The following is a 23,810-nucleotide window of genomic DNA, read 5'->3' as shown; positions in this document are numbered from 1 at the left end:
TTTTCTCTTTATCTAAAATGGATTCAGAGGTTTTGTAAAATGAGAAAAGAAGCAATTATCATTTTTCAGAAGAACCCCGAAAAAGGAAGAGTTAAGACAAGACTTGCAGCTGATATAGGAGAGGATCAGGCTTTGGAGGTTTATCTAAAGCTTTGTGAAACATGCTATAAAACCTGCAACTCCTATCCGGCTGATAAATTCTTGTTTTTTGATTCTTATTTACCTTCTGAAAATATTCCGGGAACAGAAGGATTTCACTATCAAATCCAAGAAATCGGGAATCTAGGAAATAAGATGAATGAAGCCATACAAAGAATTCTAGCCAAAGGATATGAAAAAGTGGTGCTAATCGGGACGGATTGTCCTGAATTGACTAGTGAGCATTTGAAGCAAGCTTTTGAATATTTAGAAAGTCATGAATTGGTTTTGGGTCCTGCTTTGGATGGGGGCTACTACCTCATTGGGATGAAAAGACCAAGACCTGAACTATTTAAAGGTATTCCATGGAGTACCAATGAAGTTTTGGAGAAAACTATTAAAAAATGTACCTCGATAGGTCTTAGCTATAAATCACTTACTGAGCTTTCTGATCTAGATACTTTGGATGATTGGAATCGATTAAAACATTTGATAGTGAGTATTCCAGGGTAACATTATTCTTTTCTTCCCAGCTTTATAATCAGTGAATAAAAAAGTCTCCCCAATTATTGCTTTGAGGGAGACTTTTTTAAGGTTTGAAATATTTTATTTAGAGGTATCCATGGCTTTAAACTTTTCCAATCCATAGATCATATCATCCATCATCCTTTCGGTGATCGTAGGAAGGCCGTCTGTGTACCACTGGGTAATTTCTCCAGTATTCTTATCCATATCTCCCAAAGGAACCTCTTCTACCTCGAAAAATGCTGTACTATACATCATCCCCCCTCTATATATATTGACCGTCTTTGCTCCAATAACTCCAGAATAATCAATGGATTCATCGTCTGCTACAGGACCATAGAGTCCCATTTCAATTCCGTTACAGACCAATAATTTACCTGCTTTTTCGATACTTACTCTTACAGCCACGACAAGCAGGGCATCCACCCCAAGATCCTCAGCCAATAGACCCAAGGTAGAAGGGGCTTTATAATCACTGGATAATATTGATGGGGTAATTGGGTAGAATTCATATCCATCCGCTGAGACGGTTCCCTGACCATCTTTCTTTCCTTGCAATCTATCTAAAAGTCCTCCGCTAAAAACCTTCAAAATTCCGCTCAACTCAATTTTATTTGGGCCTTCATTGTATAATGTTCTTTCTTCCTCATTATCAATGTATTCATCAGGCTCCTGAACTTCTATACCGACTTCAGAAAACTTACTTTCAACCACTGGAAGCATCTGACCTAATAATTCATTCGAAATAAAATTACTTCCTTCTTCTGTGATAAAGTTCTTTTCGTAATAGACCCAGCCTCCTGCACTAGAAGATTTCCAAGTTGATTCATCCCATAATTGAAAAGTCAAAACCCCGATTTTCTTAGGGTCAGGCATATTTTCCTTTTCGAAAAGCTCTGCGCCAATTAGTCCTTCCACTGCATAAATGTGGTTTAACCCGGTTTTATGAGATTTGACTAGTTTATCCCATTGCTTATCATTCATTTCGGCAATTTCAGATAAACTTTTTTGAGCGAATGCAGCTTGGTTAAATAGCATACTTAAACCAGCGATTGCGAAAATTAAAAATAAACTGATTCCACTTTTTTCAAATGATTTTGATCCACATAAATTAAAGATTGCTTTTTTCATGATTAAAGAATAAAAGGTTGGTTAAAGTTAAAATATAGGCTCAAATATCTTTAAAATAAAAAAAATACATTAAAAAATAACCTAAATATAAAATATCCTATTTATGATATAATATTTCAGAGATAGTCTAGTATAGCTTCAGACTTCTCCTCTTAATTGCTAAAATGTAAGGAATAGGTGTTTGTGGAAAAAATCAGACCGAAAAGTAAATAGTTTGATTTTTGAACCGAAGACTCTTCAATTCTGAATAAGCGAAATTTCCGAGAATTACTCTAGACTGCTATTCAATTTCCACCTAAAAAAATCTTGTTTTCAAAAAAGGGAGACAATCATTCAAAGAATGGTTGGAAAGACTCTTTTCGAATTTTTAACTAGTAACCTTTTGGGTTACTTCATGAAAATCTATTGTCTTCCCAGATTGAAAATATATTCAATCAATTCTACAAGTCTATTTGAGTACCCCGCTTCATTATCATACCAGCCAACCAATTTGATCAAATTACCTTTGCTGGAAGTTAATGCCGAATCAATGATACATGAATGCGGATTTCCAATGATATCCATGGAAACAATTGGGTCATGAGTTACCTCTAATATACCTTTTAATTTTCCTGCTGCTGCTAACTCAAACGCATGATTGATTTCTTCCGCACTTGCTTCTTTTTTCAGTTCTACGATCAAATCAGTCAGTGAACCATCCGGTACAGGTACCCGCATAGCGGAAGCTTCTATTCTTCCTTCTAAATTGGGTAATACGCTATCCAATGCTTTTCCGGCGTTGGTGGTTGTTGGGATAATAGAGTATGCCGCAGCTCTTGCCCTTCTAAGATCTCGGTGTGGCGCATCGTGCAGGTTTTGATCATTGGTATAGGAATGCACGGTAGAAGCATAACCTTTTTCTACGCCAAATGCTTCATCTAAAACCTGAACCATAGGTGCCAGGCAATTGGTGGTACAGGAGGCATTACTGATAATTTTTTCTTCACCGGTTAATATTGAATCGTTGACTCCAAGCACAACCATTTTTATAGATGGATCTGTTGCAGGTGCGGAAATTATGACTTTCTTAACACCTGCCTGAATATGCTTATTTGCAGCTTCTCTTGAAGTAAACCTTCCGGTTGACTCTATCACAATATCAACACCCAAATCAGCCCATGGAAGCAATTCAGGATTAGCTTGAGTCAACAGTCTAATCTCTTTGTTTCCAATTTTTAATTTACCATCCTCCAAAACCAGGTCTTTTTCAAACTTTCCATGGATGGAATCATACTTTAGCAAATGAACTAGTGAGGCATTATCTGCTAAGTCATTGACAGCCACCAATTCAATAAATGGATGAGAGAGAAGTAATTTGGCAGTATATCTTCCAATTCTTCCAAATCCGTTGATAGCTACTCGAATGGTTTTGTTTGGGTTCATTTATTTGATATTTGATTCAAAATTAGGAATAATTCCAAGCTTTTATGGAGTGAAAATTTTTCCTCCTTTGAATCAAACACTTAGGCAGAAAATAAAGAATTTTTTTTGGGTGCTTTGTTATTCTTAAAACAGACCTCTATATTTGCACAACCTTTCGGAAATGGCATCTTTTCCGATAAAAATGGTCCGTTCGTCTAGGGGTTAGGACGCATCCCTTTCACGGATGAAACACGGGTTCGATTCCCGTACGGACTACCATTTCATGGGTCTATTTAGATCAAAATACCCCGGTCCGTTCGTCTAGGGGTTAGGACGCATCCCTTTCACGGATGAAACACGGGTTCGATTCCCGTACGGACTACTATCTCCAACTCAATCACCCGGAGAAAAAATCTTTTTTATTTATGGTTGTTAGTGGTTAAAGAGAACAGTTCCCGGCCTTTGGTCGGGAACTTGTTTTTTATGGTGTCGTGAATCACTTTTGAGGGATCCGGAACACTAATCCTCCCTCTAAACCAAACTGGTACATAGTTGAGTAGGTACTAAGACCGGCACCAGATCCTCCTGTTCCAAAGTATAACCCTCCGCCAATGGCCTCCACGGCCGAAAACAAGGAAGCTTGTACGCGTAACGCTACATTTTCGGCTAACCATAAATTAGCCCCACCTCTTACATTCCAAGAGAGCTTCGTAGCAGTATTGTTGTTTCCATTGTCAGGATTCTTTACCGAAAAAATACCTAAACCTAATCCAGCACCGGCAAAAGGTTCCACTTTTTCACTTACTGAAAAATACCTTGTTCCATTGATCATTATATAATTGATCCCTAAATCAAAATCAGTAAACTGAATATTTCCACCAAAAATACCATCAGCATAGCGTGTAGGTACATTGGTATTTTGCCTTAAATATTGAATTTCAATCCCACCCTTATCTTGGATGTAATATTCTATTCCAGCTCCCCATCGAAATCCGTCTTGTATCGTTCCTTCGTAAAAAGAAGAATTCGTGTAATAGGAGTTTACAGTATTTTTAAAAATATAACCGCCATAAGTATTTAGCCTTATTTCTTGGGAATAAGTGATCTGAGCCACAAAAAGTAGCACTAACAATCCAATTAGCTTTTTCATAGTCTGATTTTGTGAATGAAGTTTCAAATACATTTACTTACAATTTATTGGAAATCTTTAAGATTATCTTTTGAGAATTTGTCCATTCTCAATGATTATGAACAGATTCTTGGGGATTTTATGTGTTTTTATTGGTCAAAAGGTATCGTTTGAAAAGATGATGATTTTTACCTTATTGATTAAGTGATTTGGTAAAGGCTGAAGGTGTCATTCCTTTATATTTTTTGAAGGCAGCAATAAAGGAATTTCTATTATTGAAACCACATGAAATACCCAAGCCTTCTAGTGTTACCTGTTGAAGCTTACCTTCTTTTATTTTTTTGCAACACTCCTCAACTCTTTTTTCATTAATAAAATCAGAAAAACTGACGCCTAAGATTTGATTCAAATAAATGGTCAAAAGGTAATTAGGTATATCAGCTTTTTGAGCCAATTCAGAAATAGTTAATCCATTTTGAAGAAAAACCTTCTCTGCCTCAATTACTCTTTCAAGATTCATTTCAATTAGTTGGATTTTATCAGGTGTGAGAATATGAGATTCTTCTTTATCCTTGTCATTTATTTCTTTTTCCTGATTTAGAATAAAATCAAACTCATCTAATCCATACAGAACTTTAGGGAAGAATAATACCATGATTGAGTTGATCAAAATCACGATAGCGCCAGAAAAGTGCAATAAATCAAATCCCAATTGAGAATCAACAATACGGGATAAAAGAAGGAATGGAACGAATAATAAGAGATTACTGATCAAAAATGTTTTCATCCAAATAATCCACTCTTTACCGAATGCATTTTTCTTTTCTTCAAAGGTTTTACCAAACCGGAAAAGAATAACTACTGAAGCAACCCAATAGGCCAAAATCAACAAGGTTCTTGCATAAGTATAAAAGTTGGGCGGGAAGAAACGGCTCTGATTGAAATAGACAAATACCGCAGGATCATCTATTTCTGACTGTATTAAAGCTATTTTTTCTTCAATAGGGATCAAAAATAGAATTGGAAAAAAATCAATAATGAATAATAGTGCGGGAACCAAGTGTAAGATATCCACTAGCTTGACAGGTCTATCTTCAATGATTTGTCGAATATATAAATAGGAAAGGGGGGCAAATAGTAACCCAGCTATGTTCCCTGTTCTATAAATTTGAGGTAAATAAATATGGTAGCCTGAACTAATTAAAAACACTAAAAAAACTCCATAAGAAATAGTTAGATAGGATAAGCCTATCAAGATGTTGGCTTTTTTCTTTTTAAACCCAAAAATTAATAAAACAGTCCCGGTAATAAATCCAAGAAAAATAGATCCCAGATAAATAAGATCTTTGATTTCTAAAGAAAACTGCATGACTCGTGTTAAGTACTAGAATTTAAAATCGAATAATCTTTAAATTTATCTAGAACTTTATAAAAGTCTAAAAAAACTTATTTTATTTATTTTTCTTCCAAATAAGCTTATTGAACGCTATTCCAAAATTCCAAGAGTCATAAATTTCTTGTTTGTCTTCATAAGAGAGATTTAGAGCAATTTCAAAGGTCTCACTTATTTCAAAGCTGTACTCAGAGCCCAATTTCCATAGAAATAGGTTTTCATTTTTTTCAAATTCCCAGCCGGGTCCAAAATAAACAGACCAATGTCTTTTGAAATGATAATGAGCAACCGTCGCTAAAGAAAAAGGGTAGCTTCTCTCTAAAGCTACTCCTTCATGTTCAACTTCGAAGCTTTGTAATTTGAGGTCTCCCTGTAATGCAAAAGACCATCGTGGATGAACAAAATAGTCTACATCGAAACCATAAAAGGGAATTATTGAGACTTGCTTTTCACCTTCAAAGGCATTTGGAACGTGTGAGTTTCCCGTAATTAAAGCTACTCTAATAATTGGACTGAATTCCTCTTCTTGTTCAGACTTTTCTGATTCTAATTCTTGACTAAAGCCAAATTGCCATACATAGAAAAAGAGAATGGCTAAAAGTATTTTCCTCATTTTATTTAGGATAAACCTGACTCCAATCTTTTGCCATATCAACGATAACCCAGCCTAAACTTGGGCCGTCAATTAGGCCCTTTTTCAGGTTTCCAATAGGAGACAAACTATCGTAAGCGAATTCTCTTTCAGAATCGGTGTGGTGAATCAAAATTCCTAATCTTGGACCGCTACCTTGTGTAGTGTACTCTAGCATTTGATAGTCTCCGTCAGAATTACCTGCTGCGATAATTGGGCGCATTCCGATGTGTTGATGGATTCCTACAGGTTTTCCCTCTTTATCATCGATAAAGTTTAATTCAGGTGTCTTGACTATTGCTTTTTTACCATCTACTTCTTCGTATTGGGCTTTAATTGAAGAACCTATCACCTGATAGGGAGGAATGCCATAGGCTTCCTCTGCCCAAACTCTCAGGAAATCAATTCCTCCTCCCGAGACAATAAAGGTTTTAAAGCCATTAGCTCTCAGATATGAAAGTAATTCCACCATAGGCTGATAAATCATCTGATTGTAAGCCATTCCTGTTTCAGGGTGTTTCGCTGTAGCTAACCAATCTTTTACATTTTGAGAAAATTCCTCAGCTGTCATACCTGTATGAGAGGCCATTACCACTTCAATTATTCCATGTTCGCCTTTTGACAAAATGCCATTTATATCCCCATCAATAGCACTTTTTAAAACTGGAGAATCATTCCATTCAGGATGATTTGGAGCTTCCTTTTTGACGTAGTCTATAGCATATGCTAATTGGAAGTAAAATGGTTGTTCACTCCATAAACAACCATCATTATCAAAAACTGCTATTCTATCTTTTTCCGGAACAAAGTCAGAACTTCCTACGGTTGTGGTTTTTTCCACAAAGTCAAGAATTGCATTTTTGTTTTCACCCTCATTCCATGAAGGTAATTTAGGCTCATCTGATTTTACTTCTTTTTGAGCTTCAGGGGCTTGACATGCAAGGCCAAATATAAAGAGTGTGAAAATCCAGTTTTTGCGAATAATTCTTGTATTCATATTTGTAAAAAAGAAAAGAGCTATGCCATTGGATTTGGCATAGCTCTAGATTAAAATTTATTGATTGTTAGCTTTAACCATGGATTCAATTTGTTTTTCAACTTTTCCAAGGCTCCAATCACCAGCCGTTTGGCTAGGTGGGTAATCTTTGAAAGTTGATAGGAAATTAAAAGCATAACCTTGAATTGATATCAGGATATACGCTCGGTCTATGTACCAATCATAATAAGTGTTTGAGCCGTAAAGAGCTTTTTCAAATGGATCTCTTCTTAAGTTGATCAAATAAGGAGCTCTTAATTCTACGAATGGCTCTAACCAAATTTGTAATTGATCAGCTCTATTTTCCAAAAACATAGCTTTCCAATCAGAGTATCTTAATGCAGCAATAGAACCTGCATCATTGACATATACAAAGCCTTTTCGTGGCGATTCTTTTGCTTTTCCTGTCAAATAATCTAGCTGATTAACTCCATCGATATAATTTTTATATGTTCTTCCATTTAGAGTTACACCATTCATGATTTTTTCGGAAATGTTTGGATCTCCTCCCACAGCTGCGAAAGTAGGTAACCAATCTTCGTGTGAAACGATACCATTTAAGGTTACACCAGCTGGAATTTGCCCAGGCCATCTCACGAAAGCAGGAACTCTGAATGCTCCTTCCCAACTGCTGTTCTTTTCGCCATGGAATGGAGTAGTTCCTGCATCAGGCCATGTATTATAGTGTGGGCCATTATCTGTTGAATAGAAGACGATAGTATTGTCAGCGATTCCCAATTCATCCAAGAGATCCAACAATTCACCAACCATCATATCATGCTCCACCATTCCATCACTGTATTCGTCCTGTCCAGAGATTCCTCTATGCTCTTCCTTTACGTGAGTACGGAAGTGCATTCTAGTGGCATTCCACCATGTAAAGAAAGGCTTACCATCTTCTACTTGCTTTTTGATAAATTCCTTTGCTGCTACTAAAGTCTCCTCATCAATGGTTTCCATTCGCTTCTTGGTAAGTGGTCCCGTATCCTCAATTCGTTGTCCACCTTTTCCATCAGCCCAGCTATGGATTACACCTCTTGGGCCATATCTGTCTTCAAATTTGGTTCCATCAGCCAAGATTAGGCCAGTTGGATAATCTTCATTTTCTGGCTCTTCTTCCGCATTTAAGTGGTATAGGTTACCAAAAAACTCATCAAATCCGTGATTGGTAGGTAAATGCTCGTCTCTATCACCTTGGTGATTCTTTCCGAATTGCCCGGTATTGTAACCAAGGCTTTTCATTACAGTAGCAATCGTTACATCAGATTCTTGCCATCCTTCAAGAGCTCCAGGCATACCTACTTTGGTCATCCCTGTTCTAACTGGCACATTTCCACCCAAGAAAGCCGCACGGCCAGCTGTACAGGATTGTTGTCCATAATAATCTGTAAAACCAACACCTTCTCGGGCAATCCGATCAATATTAGGTGTCATGTAGCCCATCATTCCACGGTTGTTATGGCTGATGTTCCAAGTGCCAATGTCATCTCCCCAGATGACCAGAATATTGGGCTTTTTACTTTGGGAAAAAGCAAAAAAGGAGAACCCAAATAGTACGAGAAAAAGCGGTAAAATTTTGTTTTTCATTTGAGATATTTTTAAAAACATATTTTGGAATTTATTCATTTTACAAAAATAAAAAAAGGAGAACCCCTAATTCGTGTAAAAGATTAATGTTCAGGTAATCTTGTAAAGATTCCTTTGATATTGTCAAGAATTGATGAATTCTTAGGGAGAAAATGCCTTTTCAAGCATTTATGAGTGAATTTTCAGATCTTTTATAATCTTTTTGAGTATCGATTTTTTGATAATCCCTTTAAAATAAATAGGGTTAAAATTCAGGTTGAAAATTTTGAAATTGATAAATGGAATAGGCTATCAATTGATTTTCACTATTTTAGAATTGACATCCATTAAACCTAAAATATGCCTACTTCACATTCCTATTCAAAGCTCCTTTTAGGTGCTTTTATTTCCACATCTCTAGTTTTCGCATGTAAGCCAAAGGAACCGGTAGATCTGCGAATAAAGAAACTAAGCAAAGAGGAAATCCTAACTCAAGTTGAAGCTGCTAAAACCCAAGTTAGTCCAGTTATTAAAGAAGGTCTTAATCTCTCGGTTTGGGCAGTCGATTCTTTGGTTTATGACCCAATCTCAATTCACATTACCGACAATGGGGATTTATATTACTCTCGAACTATTCGTCAGAAAAATTCAGAATTTGATATTCGAGGTCATCAGGATTGGGAAATTCGTTCTATCAGTCTTCAAACCATCGAGGACAAGCGAAAATTTCTTCACGAGGAATTATCTCCGGAACGGAGTGAAATCAATTCCTGGTTAGATGACCTCAATGGAGATGGTTCCCATGATTGGCGGGATATGACGGTTGAAAAAGAACAAATCTATCGCCTTTCTGATACAGATGGGGATGGATATGCCGATGAATCCCAATTAGTAGTGGAAGACTTCAACGATGAAGTAACCGATGTGGCAGGGGCTGTGATGAAAGGGGAGGATGCCCTTTTTGTTGGAGTAGGTCCTGATCTTTGGCGCTTGATTGATACCAATGGAGATGGTATCATGGATGAAAAGGAGTCATTATCTCATGGATATGGAATTCATATTGGATTTGGAGCTCATGGGATGTCCGGCTTGGAAATGGGACCTGACGGTAGGATTTATTGGGGGATAGGTGATATCGGTTTTAATGGAAAAGGCCCTGACGGAAAAGAATGGAAATATCCCAATCGAGGCGTTATTGCGAGGGCTAATCCAGATGGATCTGACTTTGAAATTTATGCGATGGGTGTTCGAAATACCCATGAGTTTGTTTTTGATGCGCATACCAATTTGATCTCGGTAGATAACGATGGGGATCATGCAGGAGAAAAAGAGCGAATGGTATATCTGACCAACGGATCTGATACAGGTTGGCGTATCAACTGGCAATTTGGGAAATACCGTGACCCGGATAATAACCCCTACAAAGTTTGGATGGATGAACGCTTATTTACTCCACGATGGGATAAACAAGCAGCCTTTATTACACCACCAATTCTAAATTATGTCTCCGGACCTACGGGAATGGTTTTTAATCCGGGTGCCGGACTGGGTCCTCGATGGAAAGATCACTTTTTTGTAGTGGAATTTGTAGGTAATGCATCAAATTCGGCAATCCATGCATTTACCCTTGAACCAAAAGGAGCCACTTTTGAATTAAAAACCACCGAAAAAATACTATCTGGAGTTTTACCAACAGGAATGGATTTTGGACCAGATGGCACCTTGTATTTTGCAGATTGGATTACGGGTTGGGGTACAAAAAATTATGGTCGAATCTGGAAGCTTGAGGATGAAACAGCTAAGGGATGGCAGTTGCAAGCGGATACACAAAAAGAACTTCAATCAGATTATAAAAAGCTTTCCGAGGAAGAGCTAAAAGACAAACTCTATCATGAAGACCTAAGAGTCCGGAGAAAGGCACAATTTGAACTTGCAAAAAGAAGTGATAAAGGAGCCGAAATTTTCAAGGAGGTTTTGGCTGATCCATCCTATCAATATGCCCGAATTCATGCAATTGTGGGCTTGAGCCAATTGGCTCGTCTTGAAAATATGGACTATGGGGATTTGATAGTTCCTTATTTGACTGATTCAGACTCCGAAATCCGTGCGCAAGCCGCCAAATGGCTTGGAGATATCCGTTATTCAAAAGCTGGTGAGCAATTGATTAAAAACCTTCAGGATGAAAATGCAAGAGCTCAGTTCTTTGCCGCAGAAGCCTTGGGGCGAACGTCAAATCAAGATGCCTACGATGGTTTGGTTGAATTGTTAGCTCAAAATAATGATGAGGATGCTTATATACGGCACGCTGCTAGTTTAGCTTTGGCAAGATTGGGCCAAGAGGAAAAACTTACAAGTCTTTATAATCATACTTCTCCCGCTGTTCGGATGGGCGCAGTTATTGCCCTTCGAAGATTAGAAAGTCCCGGACTTTCCCAATTCTTGAATGATGAAAATGAATTAATTGTCACTGAAGCTGCAAGAGCTATTCATGATGATTTTTCGGTAGAAGAATCCTTACCTGATTTGGCGGCTTTGATTCGAACTACCTCCTTCCAAAACGAACCATTGCTTCGAAGAGTCATTAGTGCTAATCAGCGGGTAGGAGGTGAGCAACAGTTAAATGATTTGTTGGCTTATGCTGCTAGAAATAATATTCCTGAAGCACTTAAAACAGAAGCCATTGCTGCAATAGGAACTTGGGCTAAGCCTTCTGTGGTGGATAGAGTAGATGGTCGATATAGAGGAGTTGTCAATCGTGAGCCGACTTTATTAAGAGAAAAAGCCTATCCTGTTTTGTTGGGCTTGTTAAAAAACAATAATCCTAATGTTCGTCTTGAAGCTGCCAAGGCGCTTGGAAAAGCGGGTATTACGGCAGCAGGTCCAGCGTTGCTTGCGGAGGTAAAAACTTCATCAGATCCAGATTTGAAAGTTACTGCGCTTGAGGCATTGGATAGGATGGGTGCTCCTGAATTATCTGAAGCGATTCCCTCCGCAATGAATGATAGAAATCAATCTGTTAGAGTAGCTGGACTTTCTTTATTATCTCAGTCAGGCTTAGATGCTGAGCAGAAGGAAAGCCTTTTATTGAATATTATTCAAAATCGGTCCAATGATGAGAAAAGGCAGGCTTTATTGACATTAGCTACACTTGATGGTACCAGTTCTTTTACTGGTTGGAATACCATTTTGAATGAATTCAAATCTGGAAATTTAGACCCTGCAGTTTGGATTGAATTGGAAGAGGCGATTGATAAAACAGGTAACCAAGATTTGATTTCCCAATTCAATCTGGAGTTGGAAGCTAAATCAAATGGTGAGGCATGGAAAGTGTTCCAAGGGGCATTGGCAGAAGGTACTGTTCGAAATGGCCGAACTATTTTCTTCCAAAATCAAGCAGCACAATGTATCCGATGTCATGCCTATGATGATATGGGAGGAAATGCTGGCCCAAAATTGAATGGCATTGCCAATAAACTTTCCAGAGAGGAATTGTTGATTGCTTTGGTGGATCCAAGTGCTCGGTTAGCTCCGAATTTCGGATTCGTTACTCTGGAATTGAACAATGGCGAGAGCGTAAGCGGTACCATATTAGCGGATGAAGGAGGAAGTGTAAGCTTAAGATCTGGAAATGGGGAAGAGCAAACCTATTCTGTTGATCAAATCAAGTCCAAAAAATTAGCTCCTTCCAGTATGCCAAATATGGGGCAAATATTGAGCAAGCGTGAAATCCGGGATTTAGTAAGCTTCTTGTCTACCTTGAATCAAGAAGAATGAAAAGACTCTTGAAATGGGGGATAGCAGGATTGATTTCTTTAATCTTGCTATTCCCCTTTATTTTGATTTTTATTGGAAATCAACTTCTTCATGACCGTGATATTCCAGAAAAGGATTTATTGATTTCAAATCAAGCGTCCAAAACTGTTTTAGCTTTTTTTCCTCACCCAGATGATGAAATAACTGTTGCAGGAACCTTGATCTCCTTAATTGAGGCAGGCTATCAAGTTCATTTGGTTTGTTTGACAAAAGGTGAGGCGGCAGATACAGAAGGAAAACTTACCAGAGAAGAACTAGGCGCTATTCGAGAAAAGGAAATGCAAGATGCTGTAAGTAGTTTAGGAATCCAGCATTTACATCATTTGGATTATCCTGATAGTGGATTAGAGGATTTGGGATTGGATAGTTTAAAAAGGATAGCACTTAATTGGATTACTCAAATTGAACCTGATATCCTTTTAAGTTATGATTCTAAGGTTGGTTTATATGGCCATTCAGATCATCGATTAAGTGGTCTTGCTATGGAAGAGGTGTTTTTAGAAAACAAGGGACAAGGAGATTTTTCACCAACCCAGTTATTCCAGGTTACCCTTTCCCCCAAACAAATTCAGTTTGCTTTAAAAGTATCTTCTGGATTTCAACGGAATTACCCAAGGGATCCTAAAAAAGGACTTCCTACTCCTGATTTTTCCATCGATACCCATCTGTATTTCCATCAGGTTTTAGATGCTATGCATGCACATCAAAGTCAACAAAAGGTTTTCCAGGATTTAATGCCTTATCATGATCAAATCCCGACTTGGATCTATTCACGAGTATTTGGTAGAGAATATTTTCATGAGGTGAAATAAACGATAAGTAAATTTCCAGCATAAAAAAAGACCGCCATACAGCGGTCTTTTTATTAGGGTTGGTGGTTGATTGTTTATTAGTTCAAGAACTCGTCGAATGTCAAGCTCACGAAGTACATGGTACCAACAGTTGGGTTACCCCAAGCTTGGCGATATCCATTGCTGAACAAGTTGGATCCACCGATTTTCAAGATGGACTTCAAGCTTTTCAACTTGTAGCTAACTTGAGCATCGAAGGTTCCGAATGCTGGCATTACAGAAAGTTGGCCGGCAGATACAGCAGGTCCTACGAAAGAAGACTGCCATACAAACTCACCCTGCCATCTGTAGGCCATTGCGAAACCGAAGTTCTTCCAAACTTCACGGTTTGCAAAGTTTACTACATAACGGTATTCAGGAGTGTTGAAAGAAGGCTGGAATCCAGTTTCTGCCAATTCATCCAAGTTGGAAAGGGTATTGTAAGAAACGTTACCACCCAAGGTGTAGCCTTTGTTAAACTTGTAATCCAAGCCCAAAGCCCATCCCCAAGACTTGATGATCTCAGTTCTGTTAACAGGGATAGAGAATACATTTCTACCTCCAGGACCTACACCGATAAGGTTCAAACCAGTAATTGGGTTAGGACCTTGGCTTCCTGTGTTAGGATCGCCGTCTTGTACCAATACCTGACCACCGATGAAATTTTCAAATCGGTTGAAGTAAGCATAAGCATCTACCAATAGTCTGTTACCCCAAATTCCTTTGTAACCCACTTCGAAAGACTTAACCCGCTCAGGCTTAAATTCAGTCAATTCAAATGGCTGAAGAGAATCTAGGTTGTTTTGAGCAGCCAACACAGGAACCAATTGAGGAGTCAAAGCTTGTAATGCAGCAGCAATAGCGGCAGGGTCATTAGGAATTTGACCAGCTGCAACTTGCTGAAGAACGATTTGAGTAGCCTGCTGAATCGCTGCTTGAATAATCGCAGGATTAGAAACGTCAGCACCTACACCAGCTCCGAAGTTTTGAACTGTGGTAAGGGTATAAACTGGATTGGTGTTGAAGTTATAGCGATCTCTGAAAAGAGGTAGACCACCCAACAATCTAGCTTGAGGAGTTAACAAGTCGATGTATTGATCTTGTGTAGTTGGGATACGGAAACCTGTCTGATAAGAAGCTCGGAAATTGTGATTTCCTGTAGAGTATACACCAGATACACGTGGAGACCACTGACCAGCGAAGTTTTCATTCTTATCGTAACGAACAGAAGCAGTCAATTTGAATTTGTCATCAAATAGAGACTTGGATCCTTGAGCATAACCACCGTATTCTTTGATGCTGAATTCGTTTCCATTTTCGTCAGTTGCGAAAAGAGTCTTTTCTGAATTCAATTGATAAACACGATAGTTTGCACCTACCACAAACTCAGCAAACTTGATTTGGTCGCGTAGGTTGTATGAACCTTCTACGTGATATAAATTGGTCTTGTCCACAAATTGAGCACCCACACCTGAAGCATTTCCAGGAATTGGTCTAGAAGTTACATCAGCCAAAGCTTGGTTAAATTCAGCTGTACCTGGCATAAATCTGCCTTGATCAGCAAATGCTCTTGCAGCACCGTGAGCTTGGTCAGGAGATAGACCTCCTTGGATACCTTGTACATAAGCACCAACATACTGAGGGAACCAAAGCGTACTTGGCTTCCAAGCTTCGTTGATACCTTGAGCAGCGATACCTACTGCATAAGCATCACCTGAACGCTCCTGAGTAGTATATCCTCTCAAATACCAGTTAGCACCTCGAAGTTCTGCTTTGTACTGACCTAGATTGAAGTTCGCGATGGAATATCTATCAGCACCCGTATAAACTGTGGTACCAAATCCATAATTACCTTGAAGAATAGCTTCTACTCTGTCATTTAATCTCCAATGCAAAGCAGCATTCAATTTCAAAGACTTTGTTCCATAATCAGCTACATCTCGCTCGAAGTAACCTGTTCTGGATACATTAACATTAGAAGGGATAATACCTAATGCAGCTTCAGGAAGAACACCTGCAGCAACCATTCCTTGAGCTACAGAGAACATGTTCACGTTGGTTTCGTCACCATAAACGTTTACACCATTGTACCCAGGGTTGTTTTCACGAGTACCATTCGCAATTCCAAATCCATTCAATAAAGATTGATCTCGGAAATCATTTGCTTGCCAGTCATCTGCTTTCAAGTACTGCAAGTTTACTTTGAAAGCTACTTTATCATTGAAAGCTTTTGCATAACGAGCACTGAAATCATAAAATCCAGTTGAAGCTGTAGATCGTCCATCTTCGCTCATGATACCTGTTCTAACATTTGCAGAAAGGCCCTGATATTGGAATGGATTCTTAGAAGTCATCAACAGGATACCGTTTATGGCATTCGGACCGTATAGGGCAGAAGATGCACCTGGAAGTAATTCAACACTCTCTAGGTCTAATTCGGAAATACCTACAATGTTACCTACTGAGAAGTTAAGACCTGGTGCCTGGTTATCCATACCATCGATCATTTGAACGGTTCTTACGTTACCATTCGCATTAAATCCACGGGTATTGAAAGATTTAAAGGTGAGCGATTGAGTACTCATTTCCACTCCCTTTAGGTTGTTAAGGGCATCGTAGAAACTAGCCTGAGGTGCCTCACGAATCGCGATGATGTCCATTTTTTCAACAGACACAGGAGATTTCATGACGCTTTCTTCAACCCGGGATGCCGAAACCACCACTTCTTGTCCCAAAACTGTGGCTTCTGATAATTGAACATCCAAGGTGCTCATACCACCGGTGACTTCGACTTCCTGGCTGCTGTATCCAACCATGGAGAAAATCAAAGTGAATGGAGGAGCTTGATTTACATTGAGGGAGTATTTTCCATCAAGGTCTGTAATTGTACCAATTACTTTTCCTTTAACGATGATGTTTACTCCGACCAGTGTTTCTTTAGTTTCTGCGTCCGTAACTGTTCCGGAGATAGTTGTTTGGGCAAAAACTTTTCCCATTCCCAGGGAAACCAAAAGGAAACAGAGTAGTACCGTCCTCTGGAATTTTGAAGTAAAATTGCTCATAGGCTAATTTGGATTTTAATTGATTAAAGCTTGCAGCCTTTGGGTGAAAGCTATTTTTGCAGTCGAAATTTATATCAAAAAGTGAATATTCAATGGAATAAAAAAGAAAATCATTCAGGTAATTTTTTGGAAAATTTTCACCTAAAATGGAAACTAGCCGGCTTTTTAAGAAAACAATTAAGGATATGTATTGAAAATTAAGGATTTATCAGTTGGATAAGATTTTTATTAGAAAATCATCAAAAAGTGAATAAGCTGATAAAAAAAAAGAAGTCTGGATTTTTCCAGACTCTTTCTTGCTTTTAGCGGTTATTTCTTGAATTCTCTTCATTAACATGTCTCACGAGTCGATCACAGAGGTCTTTCATTTCCTCCGACATATACTCGTCTCCTGTGCTGTTGAGAATAGTCTGTGCCATTCCTCCAATGATGTCTATATAAAATCGTTTCATTTCGACTACAGACATTTCGTTAGTCCACAAATCTATCCGCAGCGTACTTTGATTTAGGTTGTCCCAAACGTTTACACTGATACTTCGTGTAGATTCCGCACCTTCATCTTCTTTATCTGTTGCACTCCATAGGATTTCTTTAGGAAGATTATCCTTATCCAGCTCGACTTGAAAATTAATCTCTGATTTTTTCATGCCGCAAATTTGAAACTGATCTTTCCAAAATCCAAGCTAAACCTTTCGAAGAAAAGGTATTAGAAGATCATTTCAGGAATTTCTCCTTCTATTATGAGTTTTCCTGCTGTCTTTTGCTTGATTTCATCTACGCTTACACCAGGAGCCCGTTCTTTGAGAATAAAGCCTCCTTGGGGATGAATTTCTAAAACTGCCAGGTCGGTGACGATTTTTTTTACACAACGAATTCCTGTGATTGGAAGGGTACATTCAGGCAAAAGTTTGGAATCTCCACTTTTGGAGCAGTGCTGCATAGCAACAATGATATTTTCTGCGGAAGCTACCAAATCCATCGCACCACCCATTCCTTTCACCATTTTTCCGGGTATTTTCCAGTTGGCAATGTCTCCATTCTCAGAAACTTCCATCGCACCTAAAATAGTTAGGTGTACATGACCTCCTCGAATCATAGCAAAAGAATCAGCCGAATTAAAGATTGCTGATCCTTTTACCATGGTGATCGTTTGTTTTCCGGCATTAATTAAATCCGGATCAATTTCTTCTTCAGTAGGGAAGGGACCTATTCCCAACAAGCCATTTTCAGATTGGAGAACAATCTCAAGATCTTCTGGGATATAGTTGGCTACAAGGGTGGGAATTCCAATCCCTAAATTTATGTATTGCCCATTTTTTACCTCTCTAGCTATTCTTTGGGCGATTTGTTGTTTGCTCAGCATGTCTTTGGATATTTGGGTTTACGAAATAATGGTTTAGGATCTTGTGGTTCTTTGCTCGATCCGCTTTTCATAATTTTCCCCTTGGAAAATCCGCTGTACATAGGTTCCAGGTGTGTGAATCTGATTTGGATCCAATTCACCAGCTGGAACCAATTCTTCCACTTCGGCAATGGTAATTTTCCCTGCTGCCGCCATCATAGGATTGAAATTTCTAGCTGTTCCCTTGAAAACCAAATTACCAGCCGTATCTCCTTTCCAAGCTTTAACTAGGGAGAAATCTGCTCGTAACCAACGCTCCATTAAATAGAGTTTGCCGTCAAATTCCCGAGTTTCTTTTCCTTCTGCTACCTCGGTTCCTACACCAGCTGGAGTAAAAAAGGCTGGAATACCAGCTCCCCCTGCACGAACGCGCTCAGCTAATGTTCCTTGGGGAATCAAATCAACCTCCAATTCTCCACTGAGTAATTGTCGCTCAAATTCCGCATTTTCTCCTACATAGCTTGAAATCATTTTCTTAACCATGCGTTTTTTCAAGAGAAGACCAATTCCAAAGTCATCAACTCCTGCGTTATTTGATACAATAGTCAAATCTTTGATGTCCCTTTCGAGGAGAGCTGCTATCGAATTCTCAGGGATTCCGCATAACCCGAATCCACCCATCATTAAAAAGGCTCCACTAGGGATATCCTTGACGGCTTCGCGGGCATCTTTAACCGTTTTGTTTATCATTATTTTTGAGTTTATAGTAACATTTTCGCTTGCTGCTGATCTTTCAACAGTTGAGCCTGAAGTGCTGCAAGACTTTCAAACTTTTGTTCCTCTCGAAGATATGCCTTCAAATAAATGGTTAATTGTTTGCCATAAAGATCTCCTTGAAAATCAAAGAGATGCGTTTCTACACTTTTTTGGGTTCCGTCTACAGTTGGCCGATTCCCAATATTCAGCATAGCCTTGAATAAGCTACCATTTACTTCAGCCTCTACAGCATAAACTCCATCTTTTGGGATGAGTTTGTAACTATTTGGAATATGTACATTAGCGGTAGGAAAGCCGATTGATCGGCCTATTTGCTGTCCTTTTATAACTATTCCATTTAATTCATACGACCTGCCCAAAAAGGAGTTTGCGGTTTGAATATCTCCGGATTCCAGTGCCTTACGAATTTTGGTGCTTGAAACTCCAATAGCATCCACATCCTGTCGGGAAATCTCTTCTAATTCAAAGCCGAAATCAGATGCATGTTCCTGTAGGTAATTAAATGAACCCTCCCGGTTTTTCCCAAAGCGATGGTCGTATCCAATAACCAATTTCTTGGTATGGATTTTATCGACAAGGATTTTCTGAATGAATTCCTTGGAAGTCATTTGAGAAAACTCCTTAGTAAATGGAATGGTAATCAAATGATCAATTCCAAATTGTCGAAGGAGTTTAGTCTTTTCTTCAAAAGTTGAAAGAAGCCTTAGGTTATGTTCCTCAGGATATAAGACCAATCTTGGGTGTGGCCAAAAAGTCAATAGGATAGTTTCTCCCTGAATTGAGCGCGCTATTTCTCGGATTCGATGAAGGATTTTTTGATGACCAAGATGCACCCCGTCAAAAGTTCCGCTAGTAACTACCGGATTGGGAACAGCCTTGAATTCACTCAGTCCTTCATAGATTTTCATGTGTATGACGGGATTTTATGGTTTCAATCAATTCAGGGAGCGAATGAGCTTCCGATAGATGAAATTCTCCGATTCGAGTTCGGCAAAGGGATTTCATATAAGCACCAACCTGAAGAATTTCTCCCAAATCTCGGGCTAGACTTCGAATATAAGTTCCTTTGGAACAAGAAATCCGAAAATCAATTTCATCTCCTTCATATCTGGTAATCTCAAATTCTCTTACCTGTACAGGTCTTGGATCAAGCTTTAGTGATTTCCCGGCTCTTGCAGATTCATAAACCCGCTTTCCATCCACTTTTACAGCCGAATGCATAGGAGGAACTTGAAGAATATCCCCAGTTAATTGTTCCGCTGCTTTTTGAATATCTTCCAGTGTCAGATGAGAAGGATCAGCGACATCAATAACGGGCTTTTCCAAATCATAAGACTCCGTGGTTTTTCCCAAAACGAATGTTCCGGTATATTCTTTTTCCTTTCCCATGAAAGTCTCGATCTGCTTGGTCATTTTACCTGCACAGACGATCAGTAATCCGGTCGCCAAAGGATCTAATGTTCCTGCATGCCCTACTTTTTTGATTTTAAGAGCATTGCGAATCTTCTTTACCACATCGAAAGAAGTCCACTCTAAGGGTTTGTCTACTAAGAAGAGTTCAGCGTAAGCCTCTTGCTGCGTATTCATGAAGTAGGGGAGTTTTATTCAGATTTGGCCAAAATGGCGTAAATCTCAAACAAAAATCCACTCAGGGTTACAATTGGGCCAATGGTAAGTCCAAGAACACCATTGCCATGCTGCTCAGGATCTAAGGCAATCAAGACAAAGCCCAAAATAATTAAACCAATGCCAATAAACATCAGCTTGTAATTTTTCTTAGAAAATGGAAATGAAGCTTTGCTCATAGCTTAATATAGTTCGTCTAATGACATGTTTAAATACTTATTTACAGCTCTCAACGTGCTGAGAACAGATAATATACCTCCCGCCAAAATCAATACGCCAAATAAGGCAAATAGCAATTCTTGATTTTGGAGTAGGGCAAATCCTTCTATCGCCGATTGGGTATAAGAGATCAATCCATAAAGAATAAAAGAAGCCATCAGGCCTGCGATCATTCCGAATACCCAAGAACGAACCAAGAAAGGTTTTCTAATAAATCCTCTTGTAGCTCCAACCAATTGCATGGACCTAATAAGGAAGCGCTGAGAAAATAATGCGAGTCTTATAGTATTATTAATAAGCATGACTACCGTAATCACCAAAATCAAGATAAAACCTCCCATTACTAAGCTGATTTTCAAGAGATTTTTATTGATTGATTCAACCAAATCTGTCATGTAGGAAACTTCAAATACTCCTTCAAGAGATTGAATTTCCTGACTTATTTGATCCAGTTGTTCAGAAGTTTGAAATTCCTCTGCCACAGTAAACACAAAGCTGTCCCGTAGGGGGTTGTCTTCGAGAAATTTGGTAAAATCTTCGCCTGTACTTTCGATAAAAGTTTGAGCTGCCTCTTCGTCAGAAATAAAACGGAAAGAAACAGAATCATCTTTTCGAAGTACAAAAGGCCTATTTCTTAGGTTATTCTCCAATTCCTGAAGTTCAGCATCTGATAAATTCTTATCTAGGAAGACCTGCACTTCGATATTTTCCCGAATCATACTTGTCAGCCCTTTTGCCTGTATCAGGATTGTGCCGAAGAGCCCAACGATAAAAAGGGAAAGGGTAGTGCTAAATAGAACACTCCCAAACTTAAAATGACCTAGTCGTTTCTTTTTTCGAGGATAATTTGCCATTTAAAAATCAAATTCAAGTCAAAGCTAAACATCCCCAAGGATTTTGCCAATCATTTTAAGAAACGATAGGAAATACCTTCGATGGAGTAATTCCAAAAATAGAAGCATCTGAAGATGCTTGAACCAAAGCCAAACCTGTAAACTCTCCGAATGCAGGGAGAATTAATGTCTGATTGTTTTTGTAAAAACAAGGAACTCGAACGGATTGCCTCCCTAAACCTTTTAGTCGCACACCCGGATGAATATGGCCGCAAAGATTTAAAAAACCTTCCTGAACTTCGTTTAATGGTTCATGGGATAAAACCAAGCGTTCAATGAATACAGGCTGGTTTAAAAGTTCAAATGGAGCATTTTCATAAATATTTCGAGGCAGAATATCATGATTCCCCTTCACCAGGTAAAAATTAATTTCCTCAAACCGTGACAAAAAATCCATCAGTTCTTCCCAGGATTCATTCCAATCGCTGTGAAATAAGTCTCCTAGGAAATAAACCTTTGAGGGAGAGTAGGTTTGGAATAGCTGCTGAAGTTTATATAAATCCTTGTGGTGGATAGGTTCTGGAATAGGAATCCCTGACTTCCGAAAATGAGAAGCTTTTCCAAAATGCAGGTCTGAAATGAACAGGGTTCGCTCCGCAGACCACCAAATCGCCTTTTCTTTCAAAAGTTCTAATTCTACATTTTCGTGCCTTAGTAGCATTTTTCCCCTTCTTTCACTAAAATGGATGATAAATTCGAATGTTATTGGCTCAGATGATTTTTGAGCCGAATTCAAAACAAATTCAAAGCTAAAATGATTTTATTTTCAAATTCACCTAAACTATGAAAGTACGTCAATTCGCTTCAATTTTTGCATTGGTATTTTTAATTACCGTTCAGAAAGGTTTTGCCCAAAGTGAAGAATCAATCTTGGGAGTTTGGTACAATACAGAGAAAACCGCCAAGGTTCAAATTACCCAAAATGGAAAGGAATTTATGGGGAAAATCATTTGGCTTCTTGAACCAGAGCGGAATGGTGTACCAGCGATGGATGATCAAAATGATGATGAAAAACTTCGCAAAAGACCTTTGATGGGATTAACCATTTTGGAAGGTCTTCAATACAAGAATGGAGCTTGGAAAGGAGGGAAGATTTACGACCCTAAATCCGGCAATACCTATTCATGTGAAATCAAGCTTTTAAACACCGATGTTTTGGAAGTAACCGGATATATGGGTTTTTCTTGGATAGGAAGAACAGTTGAGTGGACCAAGGCAAAAGATTGACCTTGGTTCAATTTTTTGATCCATGGCTTACATAAAAGGATTGAAGAATATATCGTAACTGTTCGAATTCAATAAGAAAAGCATCATGTCCAGCAGTGGATTTGATTTCTCTATAGCTTGCCTTGGGAATATGTTTTGCGATTTCTACAGATTCTTCAGGAAGAAATAAAAGGTCCGTATCTACGCCAACAGCCAAGGTTCGGGCCTTTATTTTTTGTAAGGCCTCCTGATAACCATTTCTACCACGACCTAAATCATGACTATCCATAGCCTTACTGAGTATCCAATAGGAAAAAGCAGTAAATCGATTTGCCAATTTTTGACCCTGATATCTCAAATAGGAAGAGGATCTGAAATTATCCAGAGTTCCTGAAGGACTTTCCTGTTTCTTTGCAAAATCCCAAGGATGTCTATAACTCATCATAGCTATTGCCCTGGCAGTTTCTAGTCCTTTTTTACCTGCATCTGCAATTTCTTCACCCCAAGTGCAATCCGACTCAATTGCCATTCGCTGGGTTTCATTAAATCCGATAACCCACGGAGAAGATTTCGCAGTTGATGCCAAAATCACCAAATTTTGTAATCGGTCTTCCAAAATATAGGCCCATTCCAATGCAACTTGTCCCCCTAAAGATCCTCCCAGTAACGTATGGATTTGATTGATTCCCAAAGATTGGCGAATCAATTCCAAAGCATTTGCCATGTCTCGGGTTGTTAACAAGGGAAAATCATAATAATAATTCTTCCCTGTTTTGGGATTTGAGGACAAAGGGTTGGTTGATCCATAGCAGGATCCCGGCAAATTCACACAGATAATAAAGTAATCCGCTGGATCATAAAACTGATCCTCACCCACCATACCGCTCCACCAATCACCAACTCGACTATCTCCTGTCAAAGCATGTACTACCCAGATGACATTGTCTTGAGAAGAATTTAACTGTCCATACGTTGTATAAGCCAATTCTAATTCAGGCAAAGCTTCGCCTGATTCAAGCTCAAAAGGGATTTTTGATTGGAAAATATCAGTCCGCATATCAATGTTTACGATCGGGTGGGTGAGGTTCATGG

21 protein-coding genes and 2 tRNA genes are annotated in these 23,810 nt (G+C 38.7%); 6 read left to right on the top strand and 17 right to left on the bottom strand.

Annotated features, from left to right (window positions below; all coding sequences use genetic code 11):
- The first annotated feature begins 39 nt into the window (after positions 1–39).
- Positions 40–651, top strand: a complete 612-nt coding sequence (locus NY014_RS03775) for a TIGR04282 family arsenosugar biosynthesis glycosyltransferase (RefSeq protein WP_259413197.1) — start codon at positions 40–42, stop codon at positions 649–651.
- 93 nt (positions 652–744) lie between these two features.
- Here NY014_RS03775 and NY014_RS03770 read toward each other — a convergent pair whose 3' ends face one another.
- Both NY014_RS03770 and gap read right to left on the bottom strand, forming a co-directional pair.
- Positions 745–1,794 carry a hypothetical protein gene (locus tag NY014_RS03770; protein WP_259413196.1) on the bottom strand — a complete coding sequence of 350 codons (1,050 nt, stop codon included), beginning with the start codon at positions 1,792–1,794 and terminating at the stop codon, positions 745–747.
- A 402-nt stretch (positions 1,795–2,196) separates the two neighbouring features.
- Positions 2,197–3,216 (bottom strand): type I glyceraldehyde-3-phosphate dehydrogenase, encoded by a 1,020-nt coding sequence (gene gap / locus NY014_RS03765; protein WP_259413195.1) that lies wholly within the window; start codon positions 3,214–3,216, stop codon positions 2,197–2,199.
- A gap of 183 nt (positions 3,217–3,399) precedes the next feature.
- Here gap and NY014_RS03760 point away from each other — a divergent pair.
- Together NY014_RS03760 and NY014_RS03755 are read left to right on the top strand one after the other, a co-directional pair.
- Positions 3,400–3,474 (top strand) — tRNA-Glu (locus NY014_RS03760).
- Positions 3,475–3,505: 31 nt separating this feature from the next.
- Positions 3,506–3,577: transfer RNA gene (locus NY014_RS03755), tRNA-Glu, on the top strand.
- A gap of 114 nt (positions 3,578–3,691) precedes the next feature.
- Here NY014_RS03755 and NY014_RS03750 read toward each other — a convergent pair.
- From NY014_RS03750 to NY014_RS03730, 5 genes are all read right to left on the bottom strand, one after another.
- Positions 3,692–4,345 carry a porin family protein gene (locus NY014_RS03750; RefSeq protein ID WP_259413194.1) on the bottom strand — a complete coding sequence of 218 codons (654 nt, stop codon included), beginning with the start codon at positions 4,343–4,345 and terminating at the stop codon, positions 3,692–3,694.
- Positions 4,346–4,517: 172 nt separating this feature from the next.
- The gene (locus tag NY014_RS03745) at positions 4,518–5,693 is read right to left on the bottom strand and encodes a helix-turn-helix domain-containing protein (protein ID WP_259413193.1); all 1,176 of its coding nucleotides are present in this window, start codon (positions 5,691–5,693) and stop codon (positions 4,518–4,520) included.
- Positions 5,694–5,775: 82 nt separating this feature from the next.
- Positions 5,776–6,330, bottom strand: a complete 555-nt coding sequence (locus NY014_RS03740) for a hypothetical protein (RefSeq protein WP_259413191.1) — start codon at positions 6,328–6,330, stop codon at positions 5,776–5,778.
- Position 6,331: 1 nt separating this feature from the next.
- Positions 6,332–7,345, bottom strand: coding sequence for an HAD family hydrolase (locus NY014_RS03735; protein ID WP_259413190.1), 1,014 nt, complete (start codon positions 7,343–7,345; stop codon positions 6,332–6,334).
- A gap of 57 nt (positions 7,346–7,402) precedes the next feature.
- Positions 7,403–8,971 carry an arylsulfatase gene (locus NY014_RS03730; protein WP_259413189.1) on the bottom strand — a complete coding sequence of 523 codons (1,569 nt, stop codon included), beginning with the start codon at positions 8,969–8,971 and terminating at the stop codon, positions 7,403–7,405.
- Positions 8,972–9,310: 339 nt separating this feature from the next.
- Here NY014_RS03730 and NY014_RS03725 point away from each other — a divergent pair, with 339 nt between their 5' ends.
- Complete coding sequence (locus NY014_RS03725) at positions 9,311–12,724, top strand: HEAT repeat domain-containing protein (RefSeq protein WP_259413188.1); 3,414 nt, start codon at positions 9,311–9,313, stop codon at positions 12,722–12,724.
- A complete protein-coding gene (locus tag NY014_RS03720; RefSeq protein ID WP_259413187.1) occupies positions 12,721–13,575 on the top strand; it encodes a PIG-L deacetylase family protein in 855 nt (284 codons plus the stop codon). The genes NY014_RS03725 and NY014_RS03720 overlap by 4 nt, the downstream gene beginning before the upstream one ends.
- A gap of 77 nt (positions 13,576–13,652) precedes the next feature.
- On the opposite strand, the gene NY014_RS03715 is transcribed toward NY014_RS03720, so the two are convergent.
- From NY014_RS03715 to pdeM, 9 genes are all read right to left on the bottom strand, one after another.
- Positions 13,653–16,655 (bottom strand): TonB-dependent receptor, encoded by a 3,003-nt coding sequence (locus NY014_RS03715; RefSeq protein WP_259413186.1) that lies wholly within the window; start codon positions 16,653–16,655, stop codon positions 13,653–13,655.
- Between the two features lie 302 nt (positions 16,656–16,957).
- Positions 16,958–17,302, bottom strand: coding sequence for a gliding motility protein GldC (gene gldC, locus NY014_RS03710; protein ID WP_259413185.1), 345 nt, complete (start codon positions 17,300–17,302; stop codon positions 16,958–16,960).
- A 59-nt stretch (positions 17,303–17,361) separates the two neighbouring features.
- Positions 17,362–18,018 (bottom strand): CoA transferase subunit B, encoded by a 657-nt coding sequence (locus tag NY014_RS03705; RefSeq protein ID WP_259413184.1) that lies wholly within the window; start codon positions 18,016–18,018, stop codon positions 17,362–17,364.
- Positions 18,019–18,051: 33 nt separating this feature from the next.
- Entirely contained in the window at positions 18,052–18,747 is a 696-nt protein-coding gene (locus tag NY014_RS03700) for a CoA transferase subunit A (RefSeq protein ID WP_259413183.1), read from the bottom strand.
- 11 nt (positions 18,748–18,758) lie between these two features.
- Entirely contained in the window at positions 18,759–19,682 is a 924-nt protein-coding gene (locus NY014_RS03695; protein WP_259413181.1) for a bifunctional riboflavin kinase/FAD synthetase, read from the bottom strand.
- Positions 19,669–20,361 carry a tRNA pseudouridine(55) synthase TruB gene (gene truB / locus NY014_RS03690; protein ID WP_259413180.1) on the bottom strand — a complete coding sequence of 231 codons (693 nt, stop codon included), beginning with the start codon at positions 20,359–20,361 and terminating at the stop codon, positions 19,669–19,671. The genes NY014_RS03695 and truB overlap by 14 nt, the downstream gene beginning before the upstream one ends.
- Positions 20,362–20,375: 14 nt before the next feature.
- Positions 20,376–20,579 (bottom strand): DUF3098 domain-containing protein, encoded by a 204-nt coding sequence (locus tag NY014_RS03685; protein ID WP_135070902.1) that lies wholly within the window; start codon positions 20,577–20,579, stop codon positions 20,376–20,378.
- A 3-nt stretch (positions 20,580–20,582) separates the two neighbouring features.
- Positions 20,583–21,473: a cell division protein FtsX gene (locus NY014_RS03680; protein ID WP_259413179.1), complete on the bottom strand. Its 891-nt coding sequence runs from the start codon at positions 21,471–21,473 to the stop codon at positions 20,583–20,585.
- A gap of 55 nt (positions 21,474–21,528) precedes the next feature.
- Positions 21,529–22,173, bottom strand: coding sequence for a ligase-associated DNA damage response endonuclease PdeM (pdeM, locus tag NY014_RS03675; protein ID WP_259413178.1), 645 nt, complete (start codon positions 22,171–22,173; stop codon positions 21,529–21,531).
- Between the two features lie 122 nt (positions 22,174–22,295).
- On the opposite strand from pdeM, the gene NY014_RS03670 reads away from it, so the two are divergent.
- On the top strand, positions 22,296–22,739 hold the full coding sequence (locus NY014_RS03670) for a DUF2147 domain-containing protein (RefSeq protein ID WP_259413176.1): 444 nt from the start codon (positions 22,296–22,298) through the stop codon (positions 22,737–22,739).
- 7 nt (positions 22,740–22,746) lie between these two features.
- On the opposite strand, the gene NY014_RS03665 is transcribed toward NY014_RS03670, so the two are convergent.
- A complete protein-coding gene (locus tag NY014_RS03665) occupies positions 22,747–23,808 on the bottom strand; it encodes a homoserine O-acetyltransferase family protein (protein WP_259413175.1) in 1,062 nt (353 codons plus the stop codon).
- Positions 23,809–23,810 lie beyond the last annotated feature (2 nt).

It is taken from the genome of Algoriphagus limi (assembly GCF_024919275.1).
In the GTDB taxonomy this organism is placed as follows: domain Bacteria; phylum Bacteroidota; class Bacteroidia; order Cytophagales; family Cyclobacteriaceae; genus Algoriphagus; species Algoriphagus limi.
Note: the sequence above shows the minus strand (reverse complement) of the source record. Positions and strands in the feature narration are given on the sequence as shown.

Bases quoted from the DNA above. Each gene is read 5' to 3' on its own strand.
- NY014_RS03775 (WP_259413197.1), top strand. From the start codon at position 40: ATGAGAAAAGAAGCAATTATCATTTTTCAGAAGAACCCCGAAAAAGGA.
- NY014_RS03770 (WP_259413196.1), bottom strand. From the start codon at position 1,794: ATGAAAAAAGCAATCTTTAATTTATGTGGATCAAAATCATTTGAAAAA.
- gap (WP_259413195.1), bottom strand. From the start codon at position 3,216: ATGAACCCAAACAAAACCATTCGAGTAGCTATCAACGGATTTGGAAGA.
- NY014_RS03750 (WP_259413194.1), bottom strand. From the start codon at position 4,345: ATGAAAAAGCTAATTGGATTGTTAGTGCTACTTTTTGTGGCTCAGATC.
- NY014_RS03745 (WP_259413193.1), bottom strand. From the start codon at position 5,693: ATGCAGTTTTCTTTAGAAATCAAAGATCTTATTTATCTGGGATCTATT.
- NY014_RS03740 (WP_259413191.1), bottom strand. From the start codon at position 6,330: ATGAGGAAAATACTTTTAGCCATTCTCTTTTTCTATGTATGGCAATTT.
- NY014_RS03735 (WP_259413190.1), bottom strand. From the start codon at position 7,345: ATGAATACAAGAATTATTCGCAAAAACTGGATTTTCACACTCTTTATA.
- NY014_RS03730 (WP_259413189.1), bottom strand. From the start codon at position 8,971: ATGAAAAACAAAATTTTACCGCTTTTTCTCGTACTATTTGGGTTCTCC.
- NY014_RS03725 (WP_259413188.1), top strand. From the start codon at position 9,311: ATGCCTACTTCACATTCCTATTCAAAGCTCCTTTTAGGTGCTTTTATT.
- NY014_RS03720 (WP_259413187.1), top strand. From the start codon at position 12,721: ATGAAAAGACTCTTGAAATGGGGGATAGCAGGATTGATTTCTTTAATC.
- NY014_RS03715 (WP_259413186.1), bottom strand. From the start codon at position 16,655: ATGAGCAATTTTACTTCAAAATTCCAGAGGACGGTACTACTCTGTTTC.
- gldC (WP_259413185.1), bottom strand. From the start codon at position 17,302: ATGAAAAAATCAGAGATTAATTTTCAAGTCGAGCTGGATAAGGATAAT.
- NY014_RS03705 (WP_259413184.1), bottom strand. From the start codon at position 18,018: ATGCTGAGCAAACAACAAATCGCCCAAAGAATAGCTAGAGAGGTAAAA.
- NY014_RS03700 (WP_259413183.1), bottom strand. From the start codon at position 18,747: ATGATAAACAAAACGGTTAAAGATGCCCGCGAAGCCGTCAAGGATATC.
- NY014_RS03695 (WP_259413181.1), bottom strand. From the start codon at position 19,682: ATGAAAATCTATGAAGGACTGAGTGAATTCAAGGCTGTTCCCAATCCG.
- truB (WP_259413180.1), bottom strand. From the start codon at position 20,361: ATGAATACGCAGCAAGAGGCTTACGCTGAACTCTTCTTAGTAGACAAA.
- NY014_RS03685 (WP_135070902.1), bottom strand. From the start codon at position 20,579: ATGAGCAAAGCTTCATTTCCATTTTCTAAGAAAAATTACAAGCTGATG.
- NY014_RS03680 (WP_259413179.1), bottom strand. From the start codon at position 21,473: ATGGCAAATTATCCTCGAAAAAAGAAACGACTAGGTCATTTTAAGTTT.
- pdeM (WP_259413178.1), bottom strand. From the start codon at position 22,173: ATGCTACTAAGGCACGAAAATGTAGAATTAGAACTTTTGAAAGAAAAG.
- NY014_RS03670 (WP_259413176.1), top strand. From the start codon at position 22,296: ATGAAAGTACGTCAATTCGCTTCAATTTTTGCATTGGTATTTTTAATT.
- NY014_RS03665 (WP_259413175.1), bottom strand. From the start codon at position 23,808: ATGAACCTCACCCACCCGATCGTAAACATTGATATGCGGACTGATATT.